The 24,263-nt window shown below is 61.5% G+C and carries 26 protein-coding genes; 12 read left to right on the forward strand and 14 right to left on the reverse strand.

Annotated features, from left to right (window positions below):
- Window positions 1-564: a pseudouridine synthase gene (locus G3256_RS09130; RefSeq protein ID WP_169640523.1), complete on the forward strand. Its 564-nt coding sequence runs from the start codon at window positions 1-3 to the stop codon at window positions 562-564.
- Here the strand turns inward: G3256_RS09130 and hflX are convergent, their stop codons facing one another.
- From hflX to trkA, 4 genes are all read right to left on the reverse strand, one after another.
- Window positions 565-1,863 (reverse strand): GTPase HflX, encoded by a 1,299-nt coding sequence (gene hflX / locus G3256_RS09135; protein WP_169640524.1) that lies wholly within the window; start codon window positions 1,861-1,863, stop codon window positions 565-567.
- Window positions 1,860-2,099: an RNA chaperone Hfq gene (hfq, locus tag G3256_RS09140; RefSeq protein ID WP_007119530.1), complete on the reverse strand. Its 240-nt coding sequence runs from the start codon at window positions 2,097-2,099 to the stop codon at window positions 1,860-1,862. The genes hflX and hfq overlap by 4 nt, the downstream gene beginning before the upstream one ends.
- A gap of 130 nt (window positions 2,100-2,229) precedes the next feature.
- Window positions 2,230-3,783 carry a TrkH family potassium uptake protein gene (locus G3256_RS09145; RefSeq protein WP_169640525.1) on the reverse strand — a complete coding sequence of 518 codons (1,554 nt, stop codon included), beginning with the start codon at window positions 3,781-3,783 and terminating at the stop codon, window positions 2,230-2,232.
- Window positions 3,784-3,786: 3 nt separating this feature from the next.
- Window positions 3,787-5,163, reverse strand: a complete 1,377-nt coding sequence (gene trkA / locus G3256_RS09150) for a Trk system potassium transporter TrkA (protein WP_169640526.1) — start codon at window positions 5,161-5,163, stop codon at window positions 3,787-3,789.
- Between the two features lie 108 nt (window positions 5,164-5,271).
- Here trkA and G3256_RS09155 point away from each other — a divergent pair, with 108 nt between their 5' ends.
- Window positions 5,272-5,745 (forward strand): hypothetical protein, encoded by a 474-nt coding sequence (locus G3256_RS09155; RefSeq protein WP_169640527.1) that lies wholly within the window; start codon window positions 5,272-5,274, stop codon window positions 5,743-5,745.
- Window positions 5,746-5,797: 52 nt separating this feature from the next.
- The gene (locus tag G3256_RS09160) at window positions 5,798-6,826 is read left to right on the forward strand and encodes an ester cyclase (protein WP_206040808.1); all 1,029 of its coding nucleotides are present in this window, start codon (window positions 5,798-5,800) and stop codon (window positions 6,824-6,826) included.
- A gap of 10 nt (window positions 6,827-6,836) precedes the next feature.
- Here G3256_RS09160 and ntrX read toward each other — a convergent pair whose 3' ends face one another.
- From ntrX to dusB, 5 genes are all read right to left on the reverse strand, one after another.
- Window positions 6,837-8,249, reverse strand: coding sequence for a nitrogen assimilation response regulator NtrX (gene ntrX / locus G3256_RS09165; RefSeq protein WP_169640528.1), 1,413 nt, complete (start codon window positions 8,247-8,249; stop codon window positions 6,837-6,839).
- Window positions 8,242-10,470, reverse strand: a complete 2,229-nt coding sequence (locus tag G3256_RS09170; RefSeq protein ID WP_169642387.1) for a sensor histidine kinase NtrY-like — start codon at window positions 10,468-10,470, stop codon at window positions 8,242-8,244. Before G3256_RS09170 ends, ntrX begins: the two co-directional genes overlap by 8 nt.
- A gap of 131 nt (window positions 10,471-10,601) precedes the next feature.
- Window positions 10,602-11,966 carry a response regulator gene (locus tag G3256_RS09175; RefSeq protein WP_169640529.1) on the reverse strand — a complete coding sequence of 455 codons (1,365 nt, stop codon included), beginning with the start codon at window positions 11,964-11,966 and terminating at the stop codon, window positions 10,602-10,604.
- Between the two features lie 3 nt (window positions 11,967-11,969).
- Complete coding sequence (locus tag G3256_RS09180; RefSeq protein ID WP_169640530.1) at window positions 11,970-13,058, reverse strand: two-component system sensor histidine kinase NtrB; 1,089 nt, start codon at window positions 13,056-13,058, stop codon at window positions 11,970-11,972.
- Window positions 13,055-14,035, reverse strand: a complete 981-nt coding sequence (dusB, locus tag G3256_RS09185) for a tRNA dihydrouridine synthase DusB (RefSeq protein WP_169640531.1) — start codon at window positions 14,033-14,035, stop codon at window positions 13,055-13,057. Before dusB ends, G3256_RS09180 begins: the two co-directional genes overlap by 4 nt.
- A 182-nt stretch (window positions 14,036-14,217) precedes the next feature.
- On the opposite strand from dusB, the gene ispD reads away from it, so the two are divergent.
- From ispD to G3256_RS09205, 4 genes are read left to right on the forward strand one after another with little or no spacing between them, the layout of a single operon-like run.
- Entirely contained in the window at window positions 14,218-14,895 is a 678-nt protein-coding gene (gene ispD / locus G3256_RS09190) for a 2-C-methyl-D-erythritol 4-phosphate cytidylyltransferase (RefSeq protein WP_169640532.1), read from the forward strand.
- Complete coding sequence (gene ispF, locus G3256_RS09195) at window positions 14,876-15,355, forward strand: 2-C-methyl-D-erythritol 2,4-cyclodiphosphate synthase (RefSeq protein ID WP_169640533.1); 480 nt, start codon at window positions 14,876-14,878, stop codon at window positions 15,353-15,355. The genes ispD and ispF overlap by 20 nt, the downstream gene beginning before the upstream one ends.
- Entirely contained in the window at window positions 15,352-15,846 is a 495-nt protein-coding gene (locus G3256_RS09200; protein WP_169640534.1) for a phosphatidylglycerophosphatase A family protein, read from the forward strand. Before ispF ends, G3256_RS09200 begins: the two co-directional genes overlap by 4 nt.
- A 1-nt stretch (window position 15,847) precedes the next feature.
- Entirely contained in the window at window positions 15,848-16,315 is a 468-nt protein-coding gene (locus tag G3256_RS09205; RefSeq protein WP_169640535.1) for a CinA family protein, read from the forward strand.
- On the opposite strand, the gene G3256_RS09210 is transcribed toward G3256_RS09205, so the two are convergent.
- Window positions 16,312-16,761, reverse strand: a complete 450-nt coding sequence (locus G3256_RS09210) for a type II toxin-antitoxin system RatA family toxin (RefSeq protein ID WP_169640536.1) — start codon at window positions 16,759-16,761, stop codon at window positions 16,312-16,314. The two genes, G3256_RS09205 and G3256_RS09210, sit on opposite strands and share 4 nt — an antisense overlap.
- A 67-nt stretch (window positions 16,762-16,828) precedes the next feature.
- On the opposite strand from G3256_RS09210, the gene hpt reads away from it, so the two are divergent.
- The 4 genes from hpt to G3256_RS09230 all read left to right on the forward strand — a co-directional run bounded on the left by hpt (window position 16,829) and on the right by G3256_RS09230 (window position 19,009).
- Window positions 16,829-17,371 (forward strand): hypoxanthine phosphoribosyltransferase, encoded by a 543-nt coding sequence (hpt, locus tag G3256_RS09215; RefSeq protein ID WP_169640537.1) that lies wholly within the window; start codon window positions 16,829-16,831, stop codon window positions 17,369-17,371.
- Window positions 17,372-17,383: 12 nt separating this feature from the next.
- Complete coding sequence (locus G3256_RS09220; protein WP_169640538.1) at window positions 17,384-17,551, forward strand: hypothetical protein; 168 nt, start codon at window positions 17,384-17,386, stop codon at window positions 17,549-17,551.
- Window positions 17,552-17,627: 76 nt separating this feature from the next.
- Entirely contained in the window at window positions 17,628-18,110 is a 483-nt protein-coding gene (locus G3256_RS09225) for a c-type cytochrome (RefSeq protein ID WP_169640539.1), read from the forward strand.
- A gap of 8 nt (window positions 18,111-18,118) precedes the next feature.
- A complete protein-coding gene (locus G3256_RS09230; protein ID WP_169640540.1) occupies window positions 18,119-19,009 on the forward strand; it encodes a cytochrome c in 891 nt (296 codons plus the stop codon).
- 4 nt (window positions 19,010-19,013) lie between these two features.
- Here the strand turns inward: G3256_RS09230 and lipA are convergent, their stop codons facing one another.
- The 3 genes from lipA to G3256_RS09245 form a co-directional block, all read right to left on the reverse strand.
- Window positions 19,014-19,973 carry a lipoyl synthase gene (gene lipA, locus G3256_RS09235; protein ID WP_169640541.1) on the reverse strand — a complete coding sequence of 320 codons (960 nt, stop codon included), beginning with the start codon at window positions 19,971-19,973 and terminating at the stop codon, window positions 19,014-19,016.
- Between the two features lie 107 nt (window positions 19,974-20,080).
- Entirely contained in the window at window positions 20,081-20,857 is a 777-nt protein-coding gene (locus G3256_RS09240) for a methyltransferase domain-containing protein (protein ID WP_169640542.1), read from the reverse strand.
- 57 nt (window positions 20,858-20,914) lie between these two features.
- On the reverse strand, window positions 20,915-22,081 hold the full coding sequence (locus G3256_RS09245) for a DUF6456 domain-containing protein (protein ID WP_169640543.1): 1,167 nt from the start codon (window positions 22,079-22,081) through the stop codon (window positions 20,915-20,917).
- 339 nt (window positions 22,082-22,420) lie between these two features.
- On the opposite strand from G3256_RS09245, the gene G3256_RS09250 reads away from it, so the two are divergent.
- Window positions 22,421-22,711, forward strand: coding sequence for a DUF6477 family protein (locus G3256_RS09250; RefSeq protein ID WP_169640544.1), 291 nt, complete (start codon window positions 22,421-22,423; stop codon window positions 22,709-22,711).
- A 2-nt stretch (window positions 22,712-22,713) separates the two neighbouring features.
- Here G3256_RS09250 and G3256_RS09255 read toward each other — a convergent pair whose 3' ends face one another.
- Entirely contained in the window at window positions 22,714-24,255 is a 1,542-nt protein-coding gene (locus G3256_RS09255; RefSeq protein ID WP_169640545.1) for a trimethylamine methyltransferase family protein, read from the reverse strand.
- Between the last annotated feature and the right edge of the window lie 8 nt (window positions 24,256-24,263).

The following is a 24,263-nucleotide window of genomic DNA, read 5'->3' on the forward strand; positions in this document are numbered from 1 at the left end:
GTGTCGCGGATCATTCTCTTTAACAAACCCTTCGGTGTGCTCTCGCAGTTCACAGACAAGGGCACCGAAGGCTCGCCCCGCCCGACCCTCTCTGGCTTTATCGATGCGCCGGGATTTTATCCCGCAGGCAGGCTGGACCGTGACAGCGAGGGGCTGATGGTGCTGACCGACGATGGCCGGTTGCAGGCACGTATCGCGAACCCGCGGCACAAAATGGCGAAAACCTATCTGGTGCAGGTCGAAGGCGCACCGGATGAGGCAGCATATGCCGCGCTGCGCGCCGGCGTGGTCCTTAAAGACGGGCTGGCGCGGCCTGCCGAAATATCCCTGACCATCCCGCCGGACACCCTCTGGCCGCGCGACCCACCGGTCCGGTTTCGCAAATCCGTGCCCGATCACTGGCTTGAAATTACGATCACCGAGGGCCGCAACCGCCAGGTGCGGCGCATGACGGCGGCTGTCGGGCTGCCCTGCCTGCGGCTTATCAGGATGCAGGTCGGACACTGGAAACTGAACGACCTGGTCCCGGGTGCATGGCGCTGTGCCAGCGCTGACGGCCCCTGATCAGAGGCGCCTGTACTGATCCATCTGATCGGCGGTCCAGCGCACGGTAATTTCAAACCCGGTATCGGTCTGGTCTTCATGCGCGACCAGATCCTGCTGAAACAACCAGGCGCGCCTGCGTCCCTCGGCAAATCCCAGACGCAGGGTTTCTTCATGTTTGACACCCTGCAACCGGGTGGTGATCGCCGCCAGCAAAGCGTCGAGCCCTTCGCCGGTCAGCGCGGAAATGGCAAAGACATCCTCGTCACGCTCAGCCCGCGCGCGCACCGCATCAGCGGCATCGGCAGGCATGGTATCGACCTTGTTCCAGACCTCCAGCGTCGTGCGGTCGTCGGGCACACCAAGGGACGCCATGATCGTGGTGACGTCCTGCGCCTGTTCTTCGGTCTCCGAATGCGCAATGTCGCGCACGTGGCAGATGATATCGGCGGCCAGCACCTCTTCGAGCGTTGCACGGAACGCCGCGACAAGTTCGGTCGGCAGATCAGAGATAAACCCGACCGTATCTGACAGGATCACTTCGGGGCCGTCGGGGAGCTCAAGCCGTCGCATGGTGGGATCAAGCGTGGCAAAAAGCATGTCTCTGGCCATCACCCCCGCCCCCGTCAGTCGGTTAAAGAGTGTTGATTTGCCGGCGTTGGTGTACCCGACAAGGGCCACGATCGGATAGGGAACCTTGGCACGTGCAGCGCGGTGCAGTGCGCGGGTTTTGACCACCTTGTCGAGTTGCCGGCGCAGCCGTACGAGCTGTTCATCAATCGCGCGGCGGTCCGCCTCGATCTGTGTCTCGCCGGGGCCGCCGACAAACCCCAGACCACCCCTCTGACGCTCAAGGTGTGTCCAGGCCCTGACCAGCCTTGTCCGCTGATAACTCAGCGCGGCCATCTCGACCTGCAGAACCCCTTCGCGGGTTGCGGCACGGTCGCTGAAAATCTCGAGGATCAGACCCGTGCGGTCGAGCAGCTTCACGCCCCAGGCTTTTTCCAGGTTGCGCTGCTGCACAGGGCTCACCGGCCCGTCCACGAGGACCAGTTCAACTTCTTCATCTACAAAGCGCTGCTTCAGCTCGGCTATTTTGCCGGTGCCAAAGAGCATACCGGCGCGCACGTTTTTGAGCGGCACCACATCTGCGCCCGCGACCTGCAGCTCCGGCAGCGCATGGGCGAGCGACACAGCCTCTGCAAGCGCGTGACCCGCGTCACGACGGTCAGGGTCTGTCTTTATATCCGGATGCAGCACCCAGGCCCGGGTCGTTTTCGGGCCGTCTGTATTATCAATCTGAAACGGCGGACGGCTCAAGAAGCGTCTTCGCCCTCATAAAGGCTGATCGGCTGGCTGGGCATAATTGTCGAAATGGCATGTTTATACACCAGTTGCGACTGTCCATCCCTGCGCAAAAGCACACAGAAATTATCAAACCAGGTAATTACACCCTGCAGTTTCACCCCGTTGATCAGGAAGATCGTCACCGGGACTTTAGTTTTGCGCACGTGGTTCAGGAACGCATCCTGAAGGTTCTGTCTGTCCGACGCCATTCTGGTACCAGCCTTTTTTCTTGCCGAGACCCGCGGACCGGGTCTTTTCCCTCGGATGTGAGTATGAATGGGACGAAGGGGAGATTCCAGCCCAAAAATCAGTCCGTTACGGACCTAAAAAAATGCTGTATCAGCCGCGCCACAGATCCGGCGTCAAAAGCGCAATAATGGCAAGCGTTTCGAGCCGCCCGAGCACCATCGCGGCACAGAATACGGATTTCGCAGAAGCACTCAATTCTGCCAGTCTGATAGGGTCTTCGGCGGCAAACTGGGTCAGCGGGCCCGTCGTCGAAAGACCGGCAACCGCAAGCACCAGCGCATCCTCAAATGCCACACCGAGAAAGGCCAGCAGCATGGTCACAACCGCAAGGGTCAGCGCAAAGAGCATAAAGAAGATCCATGCGATGAAAGCGCCGTTGCGCTGAATGCGGCGGCCCTCGCTGCCGGCGCGGCTGACCGATGAGGGGTGTACAAGGCGTTCGAGTTCGCGCCGTCCGTTGAGATAGAGCGCAAAGACCCGCAACAGTTTGACGCCGCCTGCGGTGGTCGCAACGCCGCCGCCGATCAGGGCCAGCCCCATCAGAATCAGCCCCGGTGTGTTGAGACCGGACCATGACTGCGCTTCGTTCCAGCCGGCACTGGTAAATCCGGTTGTGGTCAGAAATGACAGCACCGTGAACATGGAGCCCCAGAAGGCGCGCACTGCCTCTCCCGGATCGTCCCCCGCCGAGACATCAAGCGCACCCAGCCAGTGCCGCAGGAACAGAACAACCGGCACCCCCACCATAATCATAAGACCCACGCGGAATTCGGGATCGGTGCGCAGACCGCCCTGGGTGGCGGTGACCGTGTCAGAGGAGAACGTCAGTCGCGACAGCGCAAAAAGCATAAAGAGCAGCATCAGCACTTCGCCGGTAAATCCCGATCCGTTACTGGCAACGCCCCCGACGGGGGAAATACCCGACGTGGCCATGACCGACATCGCATGGGTCAGCGCCACAAGCGGCCGGTCGCCGCTGACATAAAGCAGGACCCACAACAGCACGGTCAGACCGACATAGATGGGCACCAGTGTTCCCACAACACGCAAAAGCCGGCTGCGCGGATCGGTGCGGCCCACAAGGCTGGAGAGGCTTTCGCGCTGTCCCGGTTCCGCCTGAGCCGTAACCTCAAAGCCACCGAGGTTCAGCGGTGCCAGAATAGCCGAGGCGGCGATCCACATCGTGATGCCGCCCATCCATCCGACCTGCGCGCGCCACAGGTGCAGCGTGTCATTCAGCCGCTCCGGTTCGTCAAAAAAGCTGGCTCCCGTGGTGGTGATCGCACTGATCATCTCGGCATAAGCGTTGAAAAACCGGGTGTTGCCGAGCCCTTCGTGAAAGGGGATGGCGAGAAACACCGGCAGAAAAACAAAGGTCGAGAAGAGCGACATCAGCGTGCCGAGCGCACCATGGCGCGGCAGCCGGCCGGCATGGGCGGTTGCGATAAGACCAAAGGTTACCAGACCCAGTAGTCCGCAGTAAAAAAAGGCGCGCGCGGTATCAAGCTCGCGGATCGCACCGCCCTGCAGAGCGGGTACGAACATCGACACAGAGGCAACGCCGAAGATCAGCAGAAACAGCGGCAGATCAATGAGATGCGCCAGAGCGGAACGCCGGGCTCTGTGGTGAGGGGCGCGTGCCATCGTTCAGAAGAAATCGATGGAGACCTGCATCAGCCGCTCCACCTCGGGCACGTCCCCGGTCAGTGCAAAGAGCGCGATAACGTCGCCTTCGTCAATCCGCGTGCTGCCCATGGGCCGGATAATCTCGTCTCCTTTGCGCAGCGCACCCACCAGCACGCCTTCGGGAAAATCAATCTCCGAAATGCGTCGCCCGGCCAGGGGTGAGGTTGAGAGCACTTCGGCCTCAATCACCTCGGCCTCGGCATCGCCGATGGAATAAACCGCGCGCACCCGTCCGTGCCGGATGTGGCGCAGGATTGAGCTGACCGTGGTGGCGCGCGGGTTGATATAGGCATCGATCCCCAACGGCCCCATCAACGGCACCAGGGTCGGATCGTTGATCAGTGCAATCACATAGCCGCAGCCTTCGGCTTTGGCGCGCACGCAGGCGAGCATATTCGTCTTGTCGTCATCGGTAATCGCAAGCATCGCGTCGGCCCGCGTGATGCCGGCCTCTGCCAGCAGGGCCGCATCCAGACCATCGCCATTGAGCACGATCGTGCGTTCCAGCGCTTCGGCGGCGCGTTCGGCACAGATCCGGTTTTTTTCGATCACTTTGGTGCGAACGCGTGCTGTGCGCGATTCAAGCGCCTGGGCCACGGCGAGACCGACATTGCCGCCGCCTACGAGGACCACGCGCTCCTGTTTTGACTGTTTTTTGCCAAAAATCTCCATGGTGCGCGGGATGTCATCCACATGCGCAAAGACATAGCAGTCGTCGCCGGCAAAAAGCTGATCTTTGGGCTCGGGCGCGAACAGCGTTCCCTCGCGCCGGACACCGACGACCACCGCGCGCAGTGTCGAGAAAAGATCGGTGAGCTGGCGCAGCGGTGTGTTGAGCACCGGGCAGCTTTCCTCAAGGCTGATGCCCAGCAGGTGCGCCTTGCCATCCATAAAGACTTCGGTGTCAAAAGCCGCCGGTGCCGACAGCCGCTGCAGGGCAGCTGCCGCCACTTCGCGCTCTGGGCTGATCACCACATCGATGGGCATGTGATCACGACGATAGAGGTCTGAATAGATCGCATCGAGATAGGACTGGCTGCGCAGACGCGCGATCTTGCGGTTGATGCCAAAAACCGAATGCGCCACCTGGCAGGTCACCATATTGACCTCGTCCGAATGCGTCGCGGCGATGATCATCTCCGCATCGCCGGCCCCTGCCCGGTCAAGCACGTCCGGGTAACTCGCGAAACCTGCAATACCCTGAACATCCAGCGAATCCGTGGCTCGGCGCACCAGATCGGGGTTGTTATCGACCACGGTCACGTCATTGCGCTCGCCCGACAGATGGCGCGCGATCTGCCAGCCCACCTGGCCTGCACCGCAGATAATAACCTTCATTCCGTGCGTCCTTCAGGGCCTCACCGGACCTTCTGAATGGCAGAAGGGTCAGATACGGTCAATTCAATTGTCCGGGCGGGTCGTTCGGTGCAGTATAGGGGCATGTATATGGTAAAACCACTGTTTGTCCTCACTGCGGCGCTCGTTCTGATCCAGGCCTGTACGCCGTTTTCGATCTATCACCAGCCGGGTGTCGAAGTGTCCCGCATGCAGTCGGATCTGCTGAACTGTCAGGTCGCCTCCTCGCAGTCGGTGCCTGTCTCTACGCAGATCCGCCGGGAGCCACCGCGCTATATTCCCGGGCGGCATTACTGCAGGCCCGACGGGCGCTGTTACCGTGACGCCGGGTATTATATCCCGGGCGAGGTTTATACCGTGGATGCCAACGCAGGGCTGCGGGGGCGTGTCACAACACAGTGCATGGCCGATCGCGGCTACCGCCCGGTAGAGCTGCCCGCCTGCAGCGGGGCGGTGAAAGCGCGGGCACCACAGGGCGTGACAACCGTGCTGCCGCCGCTTGATGAGAAAAGCTGTGTGATCCGTAACGATGACAGAACCTGGCAGATCGTGACAACCCGCTGATTTTGTCGCTTTTGTGCTGGAAGCTCAGCGCGCGGCTTCCTACTCATGGCGCATGGCTTCAGCGATTCCCGACATCTCCCCTGATTTTGAACCTGCCCGACGGCTCGTGCGGGCGCATTACGACGTACTCGACGGCGCCACAGCGCAGAACGTGCGTCAGATCCTGTCGGAGCGGCTGGCCCCTGACTGTCACTGGTACGGGATGCACCCCTTTCACGAACAGACCGGGCCGGACGCGATCGCGCAGACGTTCTGGGAACCTTTCCTTACCTCTTTCACCGGTGTGCAGCGGCGCGAGGATATCTTCTTTGCCGGTCTGAACGAGATCGACGGCTTTCAGGGGCGCTGGACCTGTTCGATGGGGCACCTGATGGGTCTTTTTGATGCGCCGTTTCTGGGAATCCCGCCGCATGGCAAAATCGCCATGCTGCGCTATGCGGAATTCAATCAGGTCGAGGACGGTAAAATAATACGGTCGGCGCTGTTTGTCGATCTCATTCACCTGATGATGCAGGCGGGGCTTTCCCCGCTCACACACGAGCAGACCGGCGCACACCTCGTGCAGCCCGGACCGCGGACCCATGACGGGCTGCTCTTTGCACCTGCTGATCCTGCGGCCTCGGCCATCACGCTGGCGCGGATAAACGCGATGATCGGCAGCATCAACCACGCGAATGCCGCAGCAAAGCCGCCTACGCCACAGGAAGAACTCGCGCGGGACTGGAACGACGACATGATCTGGTGGGGGCCGGCCGGGATCGGGGCGACCGCGACCATCGACCGGTATATCGTGCAGCATCAGGGCCCGTTCCGGCGCGGCATCACCGACCGGGTCTATAACGGGCACCTCTGCCGGATGGCCGAGGGCAATTATGGCGCTTTTTTCGGCTGGCCCAATCTGACGCTTACCAATGGCGGCGGTTTCATGGGGTTGCCGGCCACCGATCAGCCTGCCGATATGCGGGTCGTCGATGTTTACCGGCGGTCGGGGGACAAGCTTTCGGAAAACTGGGTCTTCATCGACATCCTTCACTTTCTGAAAATGCAGGGCGTCGATGTGCTGGCGGATATCACCTCCTGACCAGGTCGCCTTATTCGACCGGATCCACTTCCTCATCCACATGGGCCACGCGTGCTCCGGAGCGGGCCGATGTCACGACACCCAGCGATTTCAGCTTGCGGTGCAGTGCCGAGCGCTCCATGCCGACAAAGCTCGCCGTGCGGGAAATATTGCCACCAAAGCGGTTGATCTGCGTCAGCAGGTATTCGCGCTCAAACGCCTCGCGTGCCTCGCGCAGCGCCAGTGTGGCCAGCGCGCCTGAAAGCACGACCCGGCTTTCGCTGTCATCCCCGCTTTCTTCGCCGGGCAGCTCTTTGGCTTCAATCTGACCGTTGCCGTCACCGAGGATCAGCACACGCTCGACCAGGTTTTTGAGCTGGCGCACGTTGCCGGGCCAGATCATGGTCTGCAGCAATGCCACCGCGTCATCGGTAAGCTCGCGCAGAGGCAGGCCCTGGGACGCGTTCATCTCGGTGATGAAATGCCGTGCAAGCTCGGGGATATCCTCGCGGCGTTCTTCGAGGGACGGCACCTCAATCGGCACGACATTGAGCCTGTGGTAGAGTTCTTCGCGGAAGGTGCCGGCGGTGATCGCTTCCTGAAGATCGCGGTTCGTTGAGGAAATGACCCGCAGATCCACGCGCACCTTGTCGTTGCCACCGACGCGCTGAAACTGCTGATCGACCAGAACGCGCAGGATCTTGGACTGCGTGCCGACGGGCATATCAGCAACTTCGTCGAAATAGATGATCCCTCCGTGCGCTTCTTCGAGAAGGCCGGGCTCAACGCCGCGTTCGGGCGTCTCGCGGCCAAAGAGCACTTCTTCCATTCGCTCAGGCGCCACGCCGGCGCAGTTGACGGTCACGAAAGGCGCTGACGCGCGGTTGGAATTGGCATGGATGTAGCGCGCGGCGACTTCCTTGCCGCTGCCTGCGGGACCGGTGAGCATCACGCGACCGTTGCTTTTGGTGACCTTGTCGAGCTGCCCCGTCAGCGTCCGGAATGCAGCCGACGTCCCGATCATATCGGACTGGGTGACATCGCGGCGGCGCAGGCTCTGGTTTTCGCGGCGCAGGCGGGATGTCTCCATGGCCCGGCGGATCACCACCAGAAGCTGGTCGATGTTGAAGGGCTTTTCGATGAAATCGTAAGCGCCCTGTTTGATCGCGGCGACAGCGATTTCGATGTTACCATGGCCGGAGATGATCACGACCGGCACATCGGGGTTGTCGCGCCGGACGGTTTTGAGGATATCAATGCCGTCCATCCTGCTGTCTTTCAGCCAGATATCCAGAATGATCAGCGCAGGCGCCTCGCTGTTGATCGAGGCCATCGCATCATCGGAGTTGCCGGCGAGGCGCGTCGCATAGCCCTCGTCTTTCAGAATATCCGAGATCAGTTCGCGGATATCGCGTTCATCATCAACGATCAGAATATCACTCATGGGCCAGAAGTCCTTCCTGCGGAGGTTTGCTTTGCACGGCGGTTTCAATGCACGGCAGTGTCACCACTGCCATGGCGCCGTAACGGGTCTGCCCGTCGAAAACAGGCGCGTCGTCGAGCACCAGCGTTCCGCCGTGCTCTTCGATAATCTTTTTCACGATGGGCAGGCCGAGACCGGTGCCCTCGCTGCGGGTCGTCACATAAGGCTCAAAGAGCCGTGCGCGGTCCTCCGGCAATCCGATACCGTTGTCTGCGATGCGGATTTCGGCGCGGTCACCGTCGCGGGTCATGTGGATACGGATTTCCGGAGAAAAGCCTTCGGGAACGCCGTCTTCTTTCAGGCTTTCAATGGCTTCACCTGCGTTCTTAATCAGATTTGTCAGCGCCTGAGAGATCATGGTGCCATCCAGCTCTGCCTCTATTGTGTCCACAGGCAGATCAGCTCTGATCGTGACATCAGGCTGGCCGGTCTGCTGCAGCAGAACCGCATCCCCCACCAGCTGGCTGAGATCCAGGGGTTTGCGTTCCGGTTCCGGCATCCGGGCAAATTTGGAGAATTCATCGACAATCCGACGCAGATCGCCGGTCTGTCGGATGATCACGCCGGTCATCTGCTCCAGTGCGTCGCTGTCCTCGCCCACCCGGTCGGAAAACTTGCGTCTGATGCGTTCGGCGGAGAGCTGAATGGGCGTCAGCGGGTTTTTAATTTCATGCGCGATGCGGCGTGCCACGTCGCCCCAGGCGGCCATACGCTGTGCGCTCACCAGATCGGTCACATCGTCAAAGGCGATCACATAACCTTCCAGCCGGCCTTCTTCTGAGCGCCGCGTGGCCATACGCACCAGAAGGTTTTCCTGCCGGCCCTGACGACTGACGCGAACCTCGGCCTGAGCCACTTCGCCGGGAGAATTGCGGATTGAACTGAACAGAGGGCCGAACTCCGGCACCGCGACCGTGATGGCCACTGCCTCGTTGTCCTCCTGCCAGTCCAGCAGCCGTTCGGCGGAACGGTTCACAAAGGTAATCTGACCTTCCGGGTCGAGCCCGACCACACCGGAGGTGACAGAACTCAGCACGGAATCAAAGAGCCTGCGCCGGCGTTCAATCTGTTCGGTGTTGTCGATCAGGGTCTCGCGCTGGACTTTCAGCTGTTTGGTCATCTGGTTGAAATACCGGCTGAGCATGGCGATCTCATCATCACCGGATTCCTCGCGGACCTGCACATCCAGATCACCCGCACCCACCTGCTGTGCTGCGCCTGTGAGCCGGCCCACGGGCCCCGAAAGCCGCTCAGCAAACCACAGGCCCAGCCAGATCGCGGCAAGAATCAGAATGAGGGCAAAGGCCAGATACAAAAGGCCAAACTCAAAGAGCAGCCTTCCGCGCTCGCTTTCCAGTTGCTGGTAGAGCCGCACGGTTTCCTGAGTTTCATCCAGCAGGGCCAGAATATCTCCGTCCACATCCCGGCTGATGTAGAGATAGCGGTCGATGAAGGCGCTCAGCTTTACCAGCGCGCGGAACTCGTTGTTGGGCCAGTCTTCTATGACCACGACTTCGGTTTCCTGCGCTTCTGTGATGTGCTCAGGCGTCGGCTCCTCGTAGTCGAAGAGATAGGAACGGTCGCCGCGGGCCCGGATATCGCGGGTGCCGTCGATGAGATAGGCCTCTCTGAGGCCGCGCTGGATCTGGCGCTGGCCATCGCTCAGAAGTTCACTGTCGGAGATGAACACGCCTGCGCGGCGGGCCTCGTCGATGCTGCGCGCAAGCACAAGGGCGTCTTCGGCAAGGTCCTCACGCTGCTCGGCCTCATAGGCCTGGGCTGCTGCCAGTGATGTTCCGACCACGCCGCGCACACGGTCGGAAAACCAGCCCTCAAGGCCCACATTTACCGTCAGCCCCGCAAAGATTGCGACGGTCACAGTGGGCAGCAGTGCCAGCAGCGCGAAAACCACCGTCAGGCGCAGGTGCAGCCGCGAGCCCGCTGATTTGGCCCGGCGTGCCGCGATCAGCCTGGCGACCTGCGCCAGCACCAGCGCCGCCACCACGAGAATGTAGACAAGATCGGCAAGCAGGATGAGACGCAGGCTGAGCGTTGTGCTGGCCTCGCCGAGCGGGCCCAGAATGAGATAGGTGGCAAGGGCAAGGACCGGCCCCAGGACCACAAGACCCAGCGTGGCTGCGTTGCGCACACGTCTGATGCGGCGCAAACGCCCCAGCCTCAGCCGCAGTGACTTTTCCACACGGGACGCCACCCGATATCCTCACCTATGATGTGGCGCTTTGCGCGCCAACCGCTCTATTATGTGGTCTTCACGAGGGGTGTCCCTCCTGCGCCACGGTTTGTGTTGCGGTTTTACATCAATTTACGGCGTCGTGTCACCTCAATATCGAGGTCAGTGATCTTTTTCCTGAGCGTGTTCCGGTTAATCCCAAGTAAATCCGCACATTTTGCCTGATTTCCGCCGGTGGCTTCCAGAGCGATTTCGATCAGGGGGGCCTCGACCTCCCTGAGAATCCGCGCATAGAGCCCTGCCGGCGGCAGCATATTGCCGTGCAGATCGAAATACCGGCGCAGGTGCCTCTCCACCGACGCCCCCAGCTTTTCGGTGTTCCCCGCCGCACGCATCGGTTCCAGATCAGGCTGCGCGCCCAGCACCTGCTCGACTTCTGTGGCTGTGATCTCAGCCGCGCGGCTGGTCAGCCCGAGCCGGCGGATGGCATTTTCAAGCTGGCGGACGTTGCCGGGCCAGGAATAGTTGCGGAAAATCGTGGCGGCCTCAGCGGACAACGTGCGCGGTGATGAACCTGCCGCTTCGGCGCGGCCCAGAAAGTGCTCGGCCAGCAGCGGGATATCGTCGACGCGCTCGCGCAGCGCCGGCACCGTCAGAGTGGCGCCGGTCAGACGGTAATAGAGATCCTTGCGCATCTTACCTTTTTCCATCGCGGTATTCAGGTCGGACTGGCTGGTGGCCAGAAAGCGCGGCGAATAATCGCCGGGCGTGTCCATCATCCGCACCAGACGCGCCTGCAGCTCGTCGCTCAGATCGCTTATCTCATCGATAAGGAGCGTGCCGCCCTTGACGCGCGCAAGAAGCCTCACAGGGCCTTCGAGCTCTTCCAGATCGGTGCCGTTGGCGGGCACAAAGGGCAGGTTCCGCCGGTCGGAGAAGTCGTGGATCGCGCGCGCGATCAGCGATTTTCCGGTCCCGGATTCGCCCCAGATCAGGACCGGCAGATCAGTGTTCATCACCCGGGCGATGATCCGGTAGAGCGACTGCATGACCGCGGTGCGCCCGACCAGCGGCAGATCGTCGGGTTTGTCATCAGAAGGGTGTGGCGCGCGCCGGCTGTGCGCGCGGCTTTCGAGCGCGCGCGCGGTGCGCTTCATCAGATCGGGCAGATCGAACGGCTTGGGCAGGTAGTCATAGGCCTCGGCCTCAGCGGCCTGAATGGCCGTCATAATCGTGTTCTGTGCCGAGATGACGATAACCGGCAACCCGGGCCGGTCGGCGGATATTTTGGGCAGCATCTCCAGCCCGTTGCCGTCAGGCATCATCACGTCCGAGATCACCACATCGCCTTTGCCCTCGCCCACCCAGCGCATCAGCGTCGTGAGGCTTGACGTGGCATGCACTTTGCAGCCCGCGCGGGTCAGCGCCTGGGTCAGAACCGTGCGGATCGTGCGGTCGTCATCGGCAACCAGTACTGTGCCATCCATGTCTTAAACCTCCTGAGAAATGTCCGGCGCGTCCTCTTTGGGTGCGCGCGCCAGTGAAATGCGAAAAACAGTGTGCCCGGGCACCGAAGTTACGGAAATCCAGCCGCCGTGATCGGAAATGATCTTGCTGACGAGGGCGAGGCCGAGGCCGGTGCCGTTTTCACGGCCCGAGACAAAGGGATCGAAAACGTCGCCTTTGATGTTCTCCGGCAAACCGGGTCCATCATCGATAATCTCGATCTGCAAAGGCAGCGACTGGCCGGACCCGTCCGAGCGTCGCAGCCGGAAAGAGTGCTCGAAATAGCTGCGCAGCCGGATTGTACCCCGCGCCCCTCCCGATGCCTCGGAGGCATTTTTCAGCAGGTTGAGTACCACCTGAAGCAGCTGATCCGGATCGCCGAAGGCCATCGGCAGGGAGGGGTCATAATCCTCGATGATCTTCATATGTGCACCAAACCCGAGCAGTGCCGAGCGGCGTGCGCGGTCCAGCACATCGTGAATGTTTACCGGGCGGAAATCGGGTGCGGAGAGATTGCCGAACTGCTCGACCTGGCTCAGCAGTTTTACGATGCGGCGGCTTTCCTCCACGATCAGATCCGTCAGCTCAAGATCTTCGGCGCCGAGGTTCATGCTGAGCAGTTGTGCAGCCCCGGTTATACCTGCCAGCGGGTTTTTGATCTCATGGGCCAGCATCTCAGCCATGCCGATGGCGGATTTGGCGGCAGCCTTCACCGAATGGTTCTGCGTCATCCGGCCGGCCAGTTCGCGCGGCGAGATCATCAGGATCATATGGCCGGGATGATTGGCCAGCGGGGCGACCTGCAGATTTGACTGCATCGGCGCGCGCGACCCGCCGCCCACATCCACGTCGTTCACAAACAGGGGTGTGCCCGCCTCGCGCGCCCGCTCAAAGGCATTCTCGAGCGGGTCATTGACCGCGATCTGGTCCCAGACGGGCGTGCCGCGCACCGTTTTGGCCGAGAGGTTCAGAAAACCCTCTGCTGCGGAGTTAATATCGACAATCCGGTCGTCCGGCCCGATGATCAGCGTGGGCACCGGCAGGCTGGCCCAGATCGACTGGTCACTGTTCATGCCGCGACCTCCGGGCAGGCATCACAGGCCATGGCGATCAGGCGCAGTACAGACCTGCTGTCATCTGCGGTCAGCACCGCGCGGCGCAGATCCTGCGGGGTGCCGGCGGTATCCATGTACCAGCCGAGATGTTTGCGCGCGACCCGAACGCCAAGTGTCTCTCCGTAAAACGCGATGATGGCGCTGTAGTGGGCACCGACCATCTGCGCAAACTCACTGCCCGACGGGATCCGGGGGGGCGGCGTGCCATAAAGCCTGTGTGCGATCTCTGCCAGCAGCCAGGGTCGCCCGCGCACGCCGCGTCCGGCCATCACACCATCTGCGCCCGACAGCGTCAGCGCCTCAGCCGCCGATGCCGCATCGACGATATCGCCGTTGGCAATGACCGGGATCGAGACTGCGTCTTTTACCTGCCGGATGGCGACCCAGTCGGCGCGGCCCTTATAAAATTGACATCGGGTGCGGCCATGGATGGTGATCATGGTAATGCCCGCCTCCTGTGCCCGTTGCGCGATCTGAGGTGCGTTCAGCATGCCCTCGTCCCAGCCGAGCCGTGTTTTCAGCGTGACAGGAATATTAACCGCGCGCACAACAGCATCGATGAGCGTCAGCGCATGATCCGGCGTACGCATCAGCGCCGAACCGGAATAGCCCTGGGTCACCTTTTTCGCGGGACAGCCCATGTTGATGTCGATGACGGTGGCACCCTGCCCCTCGACCATCCGGGCGGCTTCGGCCATCGGGGCGGCTTCCCGGCCTGCAAGCTGCACGGCTGTGCCGGTCGTGCCAAGGCCAAGCTCGGCTTTTTCGCGGCTGCCGGGGCGTGCGTTGAGCATGTCATGGCTCGCCACCATCTCGGAGACAACGAGGCCCGCACCGAAAGACGCAACCAGATTGCGGAACGGCAGGTCGGTGATTCCGGCCATGGGTGCCAGCAGAACCGGAGGTGTCATTTTGAAAGGCGGGGCAAGAGCCATCGCGTGCTTAATCCTTGTGCAGCATCCGTATCCCTATCAATATCGTTGGTTTTGCTCAATATTGCAGGGGATTGCAGGCCCCTTCCCGCGCATGATTGCCTGTTTTTTAGGCGTTGAGCCCGGGTGATTGCCACCGTCTCTGCAAAGCCATAGACATTCCTGAGTGAAGACAGGGAGTTGGCATGAGCGTCGGAGTGGTCATCGTTGCCGCAGGGCTTGGCACACGGGCCGGCGGCGGGGTGCAGAAACAGTGGCGACCGCTTGCGGGGGCCACTTCTGTACATCATGCGCTGCAGGCTTTTGCCGCGCATCCGGCAATTGAGACCGCCGTTCTGGTCCTGCATCCCGATATGACTGACAGCCCGCAGGCCGCCGGTATGCCGTCCGCGCTGATTGTATCCGGCGGCACCACCCGCAGTCAGTCAGTGCTGGCGGGTCTTGAGGCGCTTGAGGGCCGGTGCGACCGCGTGTTGATCCACGATGGCGCACGTCCCTGTGTTTCGCGTGCCGTGATCGATGGTGTTCTGGCGGCGCTCGAGCATGATGTGGCTGCGGCCCCGGCCCTGCCGGTGGTTGATGCGCTCTGGACAGGCGGCAAAGGCGGTGACGTCACCGGCCTTGCGGACCGCACCGGGCTTTACCGGGCACAGACACCCCAGGGGTTCCGTCTCGATCTCATCCTTGCTGCGCACCGTGCGCATCCGGAAGGGGCCGATGATGACGTGGCGCTCATGCTGCGCGCAGGGCACCGGGTGCAGATCACTGCCGGTGACGAAGACAATCTCAAAATCACCCATCCCGCCGATTTTGCGCGGGCCGGACGCATACTGGAGGCACGTGATGGACATCAGGCTGGGTAACGGATTTGACGTACACGCCTTCGGGCCCGGCGAGCATGTCACGCTCTGCGGGGTTGCGATCCCGCATGATCACGGGCTGGTCGGCCATTCGGATGCGGATGTGGCGATGCACACCGTGACCGATGCGATTTACGGGGCGCTGGCGTGCGGCGACATCGGACAGCACTTCCCCCCCTCTGATCCGCAGTGGAAAGGAGCGCCGAGTGAGATTTTCCTGCGCCACGCTGTTGATCTGGCCCGCAGCGGAGGCTTTGAGATTTCGAATATAGACTGCACTCTGATCTGCGAGTTGCCAAAGATCGGCCCGCATGCGAACGCGATGCGCGAAAATATGGCGGCGCTTACGGGGCTGGATCTGACGCGCGTATCGGTCAAGGCCACAACGTCAGAGCGGCTTGGGTTCACCGGGCGCGGCGAGGGCATCGCCTGTATCGCGACAGCCGCGCTGGTGAAGGCATGAGCGGCCTGGCGAAGCTCATCGCGACGGTTCTGGGGGTCGGATACATCCGCCCAGCCCCGGGCACCTGGGGCTCGCTTGTGGCGCTGCCCTGGGCCTGGCTGGTGCATGTTCTGGGCGGCTTCCCCCTGTTGCTGATCGGGGTTCTCGTGGCCTTCGCCAAGGGCTGGTGGGCCACCTCGGTCATGACCCGTGACGGCGACGATCATGACCCGTCAGAAATCGTTATCGACGAGCTGGTTGGCCAGTGGATCGCATTGCTGCCGCTCTCCTATGCTGCCTGGTCCATGGGCATCAGCATGCTGGTGATGTGGCCGGGCTGGATCGCGGCCTTTGCGTTTTTCCGACTCTTTGACATCTGGAAACCAGGGCCTGTCGGATGGGCCGACCGGCGTGGTGACGCGCTCGGGGTGATGCTCGATGATGTGATTGCCGGTATCTTTGCCGCTCTGGGCGTGCTGGCGCTGGCGGGTCTCTATCACGGGGTGCTCTGAGGTGAGCCTCGCGCAGGATATTCTCGACCGGGCCCGGGCGGCGGGCGTGATGATCGCCACCGCGGAGAGCTGCACCGGCGGTATGATCGCAGCGGCTCTCACCGATATTCCGGGATCATCGGCAGTCTTTGACCGTGGTTTTGTGACCTATACCAATGGCGCAAAGCGGGAGATGCTCGGCGTGCGGGCCGACACGCTCAAAGTTCATGGCGCGGTATCCGAAGAGGTGGCGCGCGAGATGGCGACAGGCGCATTGAAGCACGCAAAGGTCGCCCTGGCGGTTTCAGTGACAGGCATCGCGGGTCCCGGCGGTTCAGAACACAAGCCCGAAGGCCGCGTCTGTTTCGGGCTCGCAAAGCCGGATCATACTTTCACGGAAACCATCGAATTCGGCGCTCAGGGCCGGGACAAAGTACGCGCTGCGACCCGCGATCACGCGCTGCGCCTGCTGCTGGACGCCCTGCGCTAACTCCGGCCGTGCAGGTCTGCGGCGCGGGCCTCAAAGGCGCGCACGATCCGGTGCATTGCCTCGTTGAATACCACGCCGATCAGCCTTTGCAGGATCATGTTGCGAAAGGCAAAATCCACAAAGAACGATACGTTGCAGCCCCCTTCGGTATCTTCGAACGCCCAGTTTGATTTCATGTACCGGAACGGCCCGTCGAGATATTCGGTGTCGATTTTTTTGTCCCTGGGCATCAGTTCAACGCGGCTGGTGAAACGCTCGCGGAAAACCTTGAAGCTGATCACCAGATCGGCCTCCATGATCTCCCGGTCGCCCTGCTGCGTGACCGAGCGCACCCGCGCCGCCGAGCACCATGGCAGAAACTCCGGATAGCTGCCGACATCGGCCACCAGGTCATACATCTGTTGTGCGGTATAGGGGAGTTTTCGGGTTTCAGAATGGGTTGGCATTGATTTGTCACGCGAGGTTGGTTAGCCATCCATGTCTCAAGTCTGTCCCTGAATTCAAGGTCTGTCGATGTCCGCGCGTCCATATGTCATAGACGAGATGATCTCCGCCAAGGCCATCGCAGCGCGTATCGAAGAACTCTGCCGGGAAATTCAGGAAGAATTTCAGGGCACTGACAAGCTGGTGGTGGTTGGTCTGCTGCGCGGCAGTTTCGTTTTTATCGCCGATCTGGTGCGGGAACTTGACCTGCCGATCGAGGTCGATTTTCTCGAAGCTTCCAGCTATGGCGACGGAATGGAAAGCAGTCGGGAAGTCCGTATTCTCAAAGACTTACGGGGCGCAATTGAAGGGCGCGATGTGCTGGTGGTTGAAGACATCGTCGACACCGGGCACACGCTTAATCACGTCACAGGGCTGCTGAAAAGCCGCCAGCCTGCGCGGCTGAAATCCATCGCACTGCTCGACAAACCGAGCCGGCGCGAGGTTGATTTTAAAGCAAGCTGGACGGGCTTTGAGATACCGGATGAATTTGTCGTCGGATACGGGATCGATTTTGCACAGCGAAACAGGAATCTGCCCTTTATCGGATCTGTGCGCTTTACTGATGCCTGAGCGGCGTCACTCATGAACCTGCGCTGGCTTGTCCGGATGTCGGTCTGGCTGCGCCGCCCGCCATCGCGCGCACGGGTATATCTGATACTGGCAGTGGTCGGAGTCGGTCTGCTGATCGTGGCAGCAGAACGTGCCGGCTGGTGGCCGGAGGCAATGACAACGCAGAAAATCCGTCTTTAGCGAGCAAAGCTTCGTCAAATTGTCGCAGAGCACTAAATACTGCGGCAGTCACTTTCTGATCAAAGGACGGATAGTCATGAAAAAACTTTTGCTACTCCCTCTCAGTTCCGCTCTGGCACTCGCCGCACTGGCTGGTACGGCCACGGGCGACGGACATGCGGATAAGGCCCTGACTGCGGCCATCGAAGCGCGTCAGGCGCAGATGACGCTGATCAGCTATAACCTCGGTATTCTCGGCGCGATGGCCAAGGGCGAAGCAGATTATGATGCAGCGACTGCCACCGCGGCGGCCACCACCCTTTCGGATGTGGCGCGGCTGAACCGGTCTCTGCTCTGGCCGGAAGGGTCTGTGCAGGGTGAGGTGCCTGAGACGCGCGCCAAAGCCGAAATCTGGAGCGATGCGGCCGGCTTTGAGAAATCGTCGGAAGATCTCGAAGCGGCAGCAGATGCGCTTGTCGCCGCTGCCGGGACGGATCTTGCCGCCGTGCAGGCCGCTATGAAAGCTGCCGGCGAGTCCTGCAGCGCCTGTCACAAAGCCTATCGCGGCCCGCGCAACTAGGCCGCAGGATGGCGGGCGCATTCTTCAGGGCGATAGTCTTTGCAGGTCTTGTCGGGGCGGCGGCACTCTGGTGGATCACCCGCCCCGCCCCTTTGCCCGACGGCCCGGAACTGGCTCAGGGTGATGCGGAGGCAGGCGCGCTGGTGTTTGCCGCCGCAGGATGCGCCTCCTGCCATGTTACACCGGGCGCGCCCGGGACAGAGCAACCTGTACTGGCAGGGGGCAGGGCTTTTGAAACGCAGTTCGGCACATTCTTCGCGCCCAATATCACGCTGGACCCAGAGGCGGGCATCGGCGGCTGGAACCAGGCGGAATTCGCGCATGCCCTGCGAGAAGGCGTTTCACCCGAAGGCCGGCATTACTATCCCGCCTTTCCCTATACCGCCTACGCGCAGATGACACCAGGGGATGTCGCGGATCTCTACGCCTATATGCAGCACCTCCCGGCCAGTATGGAACAAAGCAAACCACATGACCTGCCCTTCCCGGTGTCAGTGCGCCGTACCCTCGGGGTCTGGAAGCTCCTCGGACAACGTGAGGATTTTCATCTTCAGGGGGATCTCAGCCCCGAAGAGATGCGTGGCCGGTATCTGGCCGAAGCGCTGGGGCATTGCTCAGAATGCCACACGCCCCGCAACGCGCTCGGGGTCCCGGACCGTGACCGATGGCTGGCGGGGGCGCCCTCGCCCACAGGTAAAGGCAAAATTCCCAATATCACGCCGGGCGTGCTTGACTGGTCAGAGGCGGATCTTGTGGCCTATTTCACCACCGGGCTCACGCCGGACTATGACAGCGCCGGGGGTGATATGGCTGTGGTCGTGGAAAACCTCGCCCTGCTGCCCGACAGCGACCGCGCAGCGCTTGCAGCCTATCTCCTGCGGATCGAAACAGTGCGCTGAGCGCCTATGCCAGCCCGAGCTTTTTGTTACGCGCCGCGCGCAGGCGGGCAAAATCATCGCCGGCGTGATAGCTTGAGCGCGTCAGCGGCGTCGCCGAGACCATCAGAAACCCTTTGCCGTAGGCCGCTTTTTCATAGGCTGCGAATTCGTCCGGATGCACGAAACGATCAACTCTGTGATGTTTCGGCGTGGGCTGCAGATACTGGCCGATGGTCAGAAAATCGATGTCCGCGGCGCGCATGTCTTCCATCACCTGAATGACAGCCTGGCGGTCTTCTCCCAGACCGACCATTATGCCCGATTTGGTGAACATCGACGGGTCCAGTTCCTTCACGCGCTGCAGAAGCCTCAGTGAGTGGAAATAGCGCGCGCCGGGCCGGACTTCGGGGTAGAGACCGGGCACCGTTTCGAGGTTGTGATTGAAAACATCCGGGCGCGCCTCGACCACCAGCTCCAGCACGGACGGGTCGCAGCGGATGAAATCGGGTGTCAGAATCTCGATTGTCGTGCCGGGGCTGCGATGCCGGATCGCGCGGATCGTCTGGGCAAAGTGATCGGCGCCACCGTCTTCGACGTCATCACGGTCTACCGAGGTGATGACCACATGGTTCAGCCCGAGCTTTTCCACCGCATGGGCCACGCGTCCGGGCTCGAAGGCATCGAGCGCCTCGGGCGGCTTGCCGGTGGCGATGTTGCAGAAGGTGCAGGCACGGGTACAGACCTCGCCCATGATCATCATCGTAGCGTGGCCCTGGCTCCAGCATTCACCGACGTTCGGGCAGCCCGCCTCTTCGCAGACCGTCACCAGGCGGTTTTCGCGCATGATTTTCGCGGTCTCGGTATAGCCCTTGCCGCCCGGCGCCTTCACCCGGATCCAGTCGGGCTTTTTCGGCTGCGGGTTGTCGGGGCGCCGCGCCTTTTCAGGGTGGCGTTGCTCGGGAATTTTCAGATCGCGCGGGGCCATGGCTGTCGCTCCGGATTGAATACTGACCTATATGTACTGCCTTTGGCGGCGGGTACAACCGCCCGGGCTGTCGCAGGGCGCATGGCAGCTTTGCATCCCGGGCCCGCTCAGATGCGTCGGGCGACGGTCACGTAATGCGTGAGCGAGAAGAAAAACCGGCCCGCGCGCGCGAGATGCGTCTGCTCTTCGGCCCAGGCATCTACGTCCGCCTCGCTGAGGTGTTTTTCCTTTTTCGCATAGGCCGCCATGAGCGAGATCATCGCGCGGGCAAGACCGTCGGGCCGCAGCAGATGATCGCACAGGGTGATGGTACGGACCTCTTCCACCTCAAAGCCCGCCTGCACCATCATGCCGGGTAGCAGTGCCGGAGCGTCCAGGTGGGCTGCATGCTGTTCCCAGGATGCCATCATGGCGGCCATCCTGTCAGGGTCGTCAGAATGCCAGCAAAAGGTCCCGAAGTGCATATCTGCGATGACCAGCCGTCCGCCGGGGCGCAGCACCCGCGCAACCTCCGCCAGACAGGGCGGGATATCGGCGATATATTCAAAGACCTGAACAGACAGAGCGCGGTCGGCCGTGGTATCTTCAACCGGCAGATCCGCCGCCGTACCGGACTTCAGGATCACACCGGGTAACCCCGCGCAGCGGCTCTGTGCCGAGGCGCGCATCTGATCGCTGGGGTCGACACCGATCACCTGACCCTCTGTCCCGGCAGCGCGGGCCAGATCTGGCAGCATCAGCCCGTTACCACATCCGATATCCACCACGGTGTCGCCGGGCCGGACCCGCAGCGCGTCAAAAGAAACCCGCCGTCGGGCGGCAAAATCGCTGCCCGCATAGACCTGATCCAGCAACCGGGTGGTGTCTTCATCGAATTCCAGCATCTGCAATCCCCCTCTTTGGGTGTCAGGGTAGCACGGATGCCGGAGTCGCGCACGGGCTCAGCCGATGAGCGGTCCGCCCGGGCCGACGGTTTCATCATAATGCCGCCTGAGGCGCATCAGACCGATACGCAGCACGATCTTGCCGGAACGCGCCGACCACCCGAGCTTTTTCTCTGCAGTTTCCAGCCCTTCGAGATAGCAACAGCACCGCAGGACCACATCCGACAGGCCCGGACCAAGTTCGGCCAGAGCATCCGCCACCCGGCGGCGCGCGTTGGACGGCCCGTCCGCGACACCGCTGTCGGCCACAAAGTTCCCCTTGCCGCCCGCAGTCAGAAATCTGTCCCAGTTCTGTGCAACGCGTGGTCCCATCTGCGCCAGCTCAAAGTCTTCGCGCAGCCGTTCGCCGGCGGTCACCAGGTCATCTCCGAGAAAGTTCTTTCCGTCCTTGTCGCGCCGCCGCGCCAGCGCCGTCAGCGGGCTTTCCGCCAGATTGTAGCGCATTCTGCGCGGCCGCCCTGTTTCCGCGTCCGGCAGGGTCTTTTCGCCCCAGTCGCGGTGCTGATCGGCAAACGGTGTCTGGCTGTCGGCAAACCCCGGCACGCCTTCGGGGGGCATTTTTTCCATCAGGCCTTCGAGTGCCGTGCGCCCGGCGGCGGTGATGGTGTAACGCGTGATCCGGCCCGATTGTTGCGATGAAATCCAGCCTTTGAGCGCCATGGCTTCGGCAACCGCGCAATCGACAACACCTGTTCGTGTGGCCTGACCGCCTGCCCCGTCGCGCACGATCACGGCCTTTTCCATCTCTGCAGCCACCGCGAGGACGGCGCCCTTTTCACACAGGCGTCGCAGGACGCGGTGCGCTTCTGCCATTATTGTCGTGTCATCGGGTGTGCCCCTGCCAGCCGATATTTTTTCCTGAAAGCTCATACTGGACGGTTCCTCATTGGTTTCGTGACTGTGTCCCGGACGGGGTCTGAAATGCAGCTTTCCCAGGCTGCGCAGTGCCGCATCGACAAGAGGGTCATCGCGCCGCGTTTCGATGCGTCTGATCTGGCGCATGACTGTCGAGGCATGACACCCCGCGCGCCGGGCCAGAGCCCTGATCGACAGGCCCGCTTCTGTATGGGCCAGATACATCTGAGCCGACGACGGGACCCATTCAGGCAGGGCATCGGACCTGCTCGAACAGACAGCTGATTTCGGGTGTACCTCTTCTTTCATACGAACGTACCGGACCTCTTCCAAGCAGGTTGTGCTATGTTTAGATATACAACCCAAAGGAGAATTTAGTTACCCGTTGGTTAACATCGGGCAATGTCCATAGTATTGTATCTATTGAATAAACAGTATTTAAACCACCGTCCGGCATCATCCACGTTTGCGCAACAGTGCTGCCTTATTCAGAAACAGTGGGCCGTGCCTTTGAAGTCTTAACAACTCCCTGGTCCTGACGTGCTGCCCGCCGCCTGTCAGCGCAACACCCCGCTGCACTGTGCCATAACTCTGATCAGCCGGCGAGCTCAGACGAGCCGCTGCTCACCAAGGCAAGGGAACTTAGTTATGCAGGATATACTTTCGATGCTTCATGCGCTGCGGCGGCCACCGCTGCTCATGCGCGCAGCCCGGATCGGCGCTGTGGATTACCGGCGCTCTGTGCATCTGCCGCGCCTGCTGGGATATGGTGTGCTGCCGCGCCACGGGGCGGCGCTCTTCCGGTTGATGGAACTCGAAGGAACGCTCAACAGCCAGCGGCTGTCAGATGACACCAGCTACAGTCTGATCCGGCATGTGGATGTGCTGATCGCGATGGTGGGCGAGGCCCGCGTGCTGCGGGCCTCCGGAACCACCTGAGATCACATAAAGCTGTCCGGTTCGCCGGCCTTTTTGCGATCGATGTAATCCTGCAGCGATTCTGTGATTGCAGGATCCAGAACAGGCTGCTGATAGTCGTTCAGCAATTTCTCGACCCGCAGTGAGGCAAGGGTCTGGGTGTCGCGACCGCCTTCGTCTTCCCAGGTCTCGTAGGGTTTGTAATCAAGAAGGTCCGATTTCCAGAACGCCGCTTTGAAGTTGTTCTGAGTGTGGTCGCAGCCAAGGTAGTGCCCGCCCGGACCAACCTCGCGGATGGCATCCAGCGCCTGGGCGTTCTCATCGATGGCCACACCGCGTGCCAGATGGTGCAGGATACCAAGCTGGTCCGCGTCCATGACGAATTTCTCGAAAGAGGACACCAGTCCGCCTTCCAGCCAGCCACAGGCATGCAGCATGAAGTTCACCCCTGAGAGCAGTCCCATATTGAGGCTGTTGGAGGTTTCATAGGCCGCCTGTGCATCGGGCAGTTTCGAGCCGCAGAATGAGCCCGCCGAGCGGTACGGCAGCCCCATGCGCCGTGCCAGCTGTCCCGCGCCATAGGTGATCAGTGAAGCCTCGGGAGTGCCGAAGGTCGGCGCGCCCGAGTTCATGTCAATCGAGGTCACGAAAGCGCCCATGATGACCGGCGCACCGGGGCGGATGAGCTGGCTGTAGGCGATGCCGGCGAGGCACTCGGCCATCACCTGCGTGAGGGTGCCCGCAACGGAAACCGGCGCCATGGCGCCGCCGACGATGAAGGGCGAAATGATGCAGGCCTGGTTGCTGGAGGCATAGACCTCAAGCGCGCCCATCATCACATCGTCGAACGTCATCGGTGAGTTGATGTTGATGAGCGATGTCATCACAGTGTTTTCCTGCACGAAATCCTTGCCGAAGAGCAGTCCGCACATATCCACGCTGTCCTGCGCGCGCGAGGGTTCGGTCACCGAGCCCATGAAGGGTTTGTCGCTGAGGGTCATATGCGCCATCAGCATATCAAGGTGACGCTTGTTGACCGGCAGGTCGGTGGGCTCGCAAACGGTGCCGCCCGAGTGGTGCAGCCACTTTGACATATAACCAAGTTTCACGAATTTGCGGAAATCCTCCATCGTGGCATAGCGCCGCCCGCCAACGGCGTCGCGCACGAAAGGCGGGCCATAGACCGGGGCAAGCACGAGGTTGCGACCGCCGACCACGACCGAGCGTTCCGGATTGCGGGCGTGCTGGGTAAAGCTTGACGGTGCTGTTTTGCAGAGTTCGCGCGCAAGGCCCTTCGGGATGCGGACGCGCTCGCCGTCGACATCTGCGCCGGCGTCCTTCCAGCGTTTAAGCGCCGCAGGGTTTTCAGGGAAATTAACGCCGATCTCTTCGAGAATGGCCTCTGCGTTGGTCTCGATGACCTCAAGGGCCTCTTCGCTCAGGACCTCGAAATTCGGGATATTGCGTTCGATGTATTTCGCCGTCTCAAACGAGACAGCGCTGCGTTCTGCCCGGCGGGCTGCTCCGCCGCCGCCTCTGCCCCGTCTGCGCTCTGCTACTGTCATAACCCGTC

This window comes from Roseobacter ponti (assembly GCF_012932215.1).
Taxonomy (GTDB): Bacteria; Pseudomonadota; Alphaproteobacteria; order Rhodobacterales; family Rhodobacteraceae; genus Roseobacter; species Roseobacter ponti.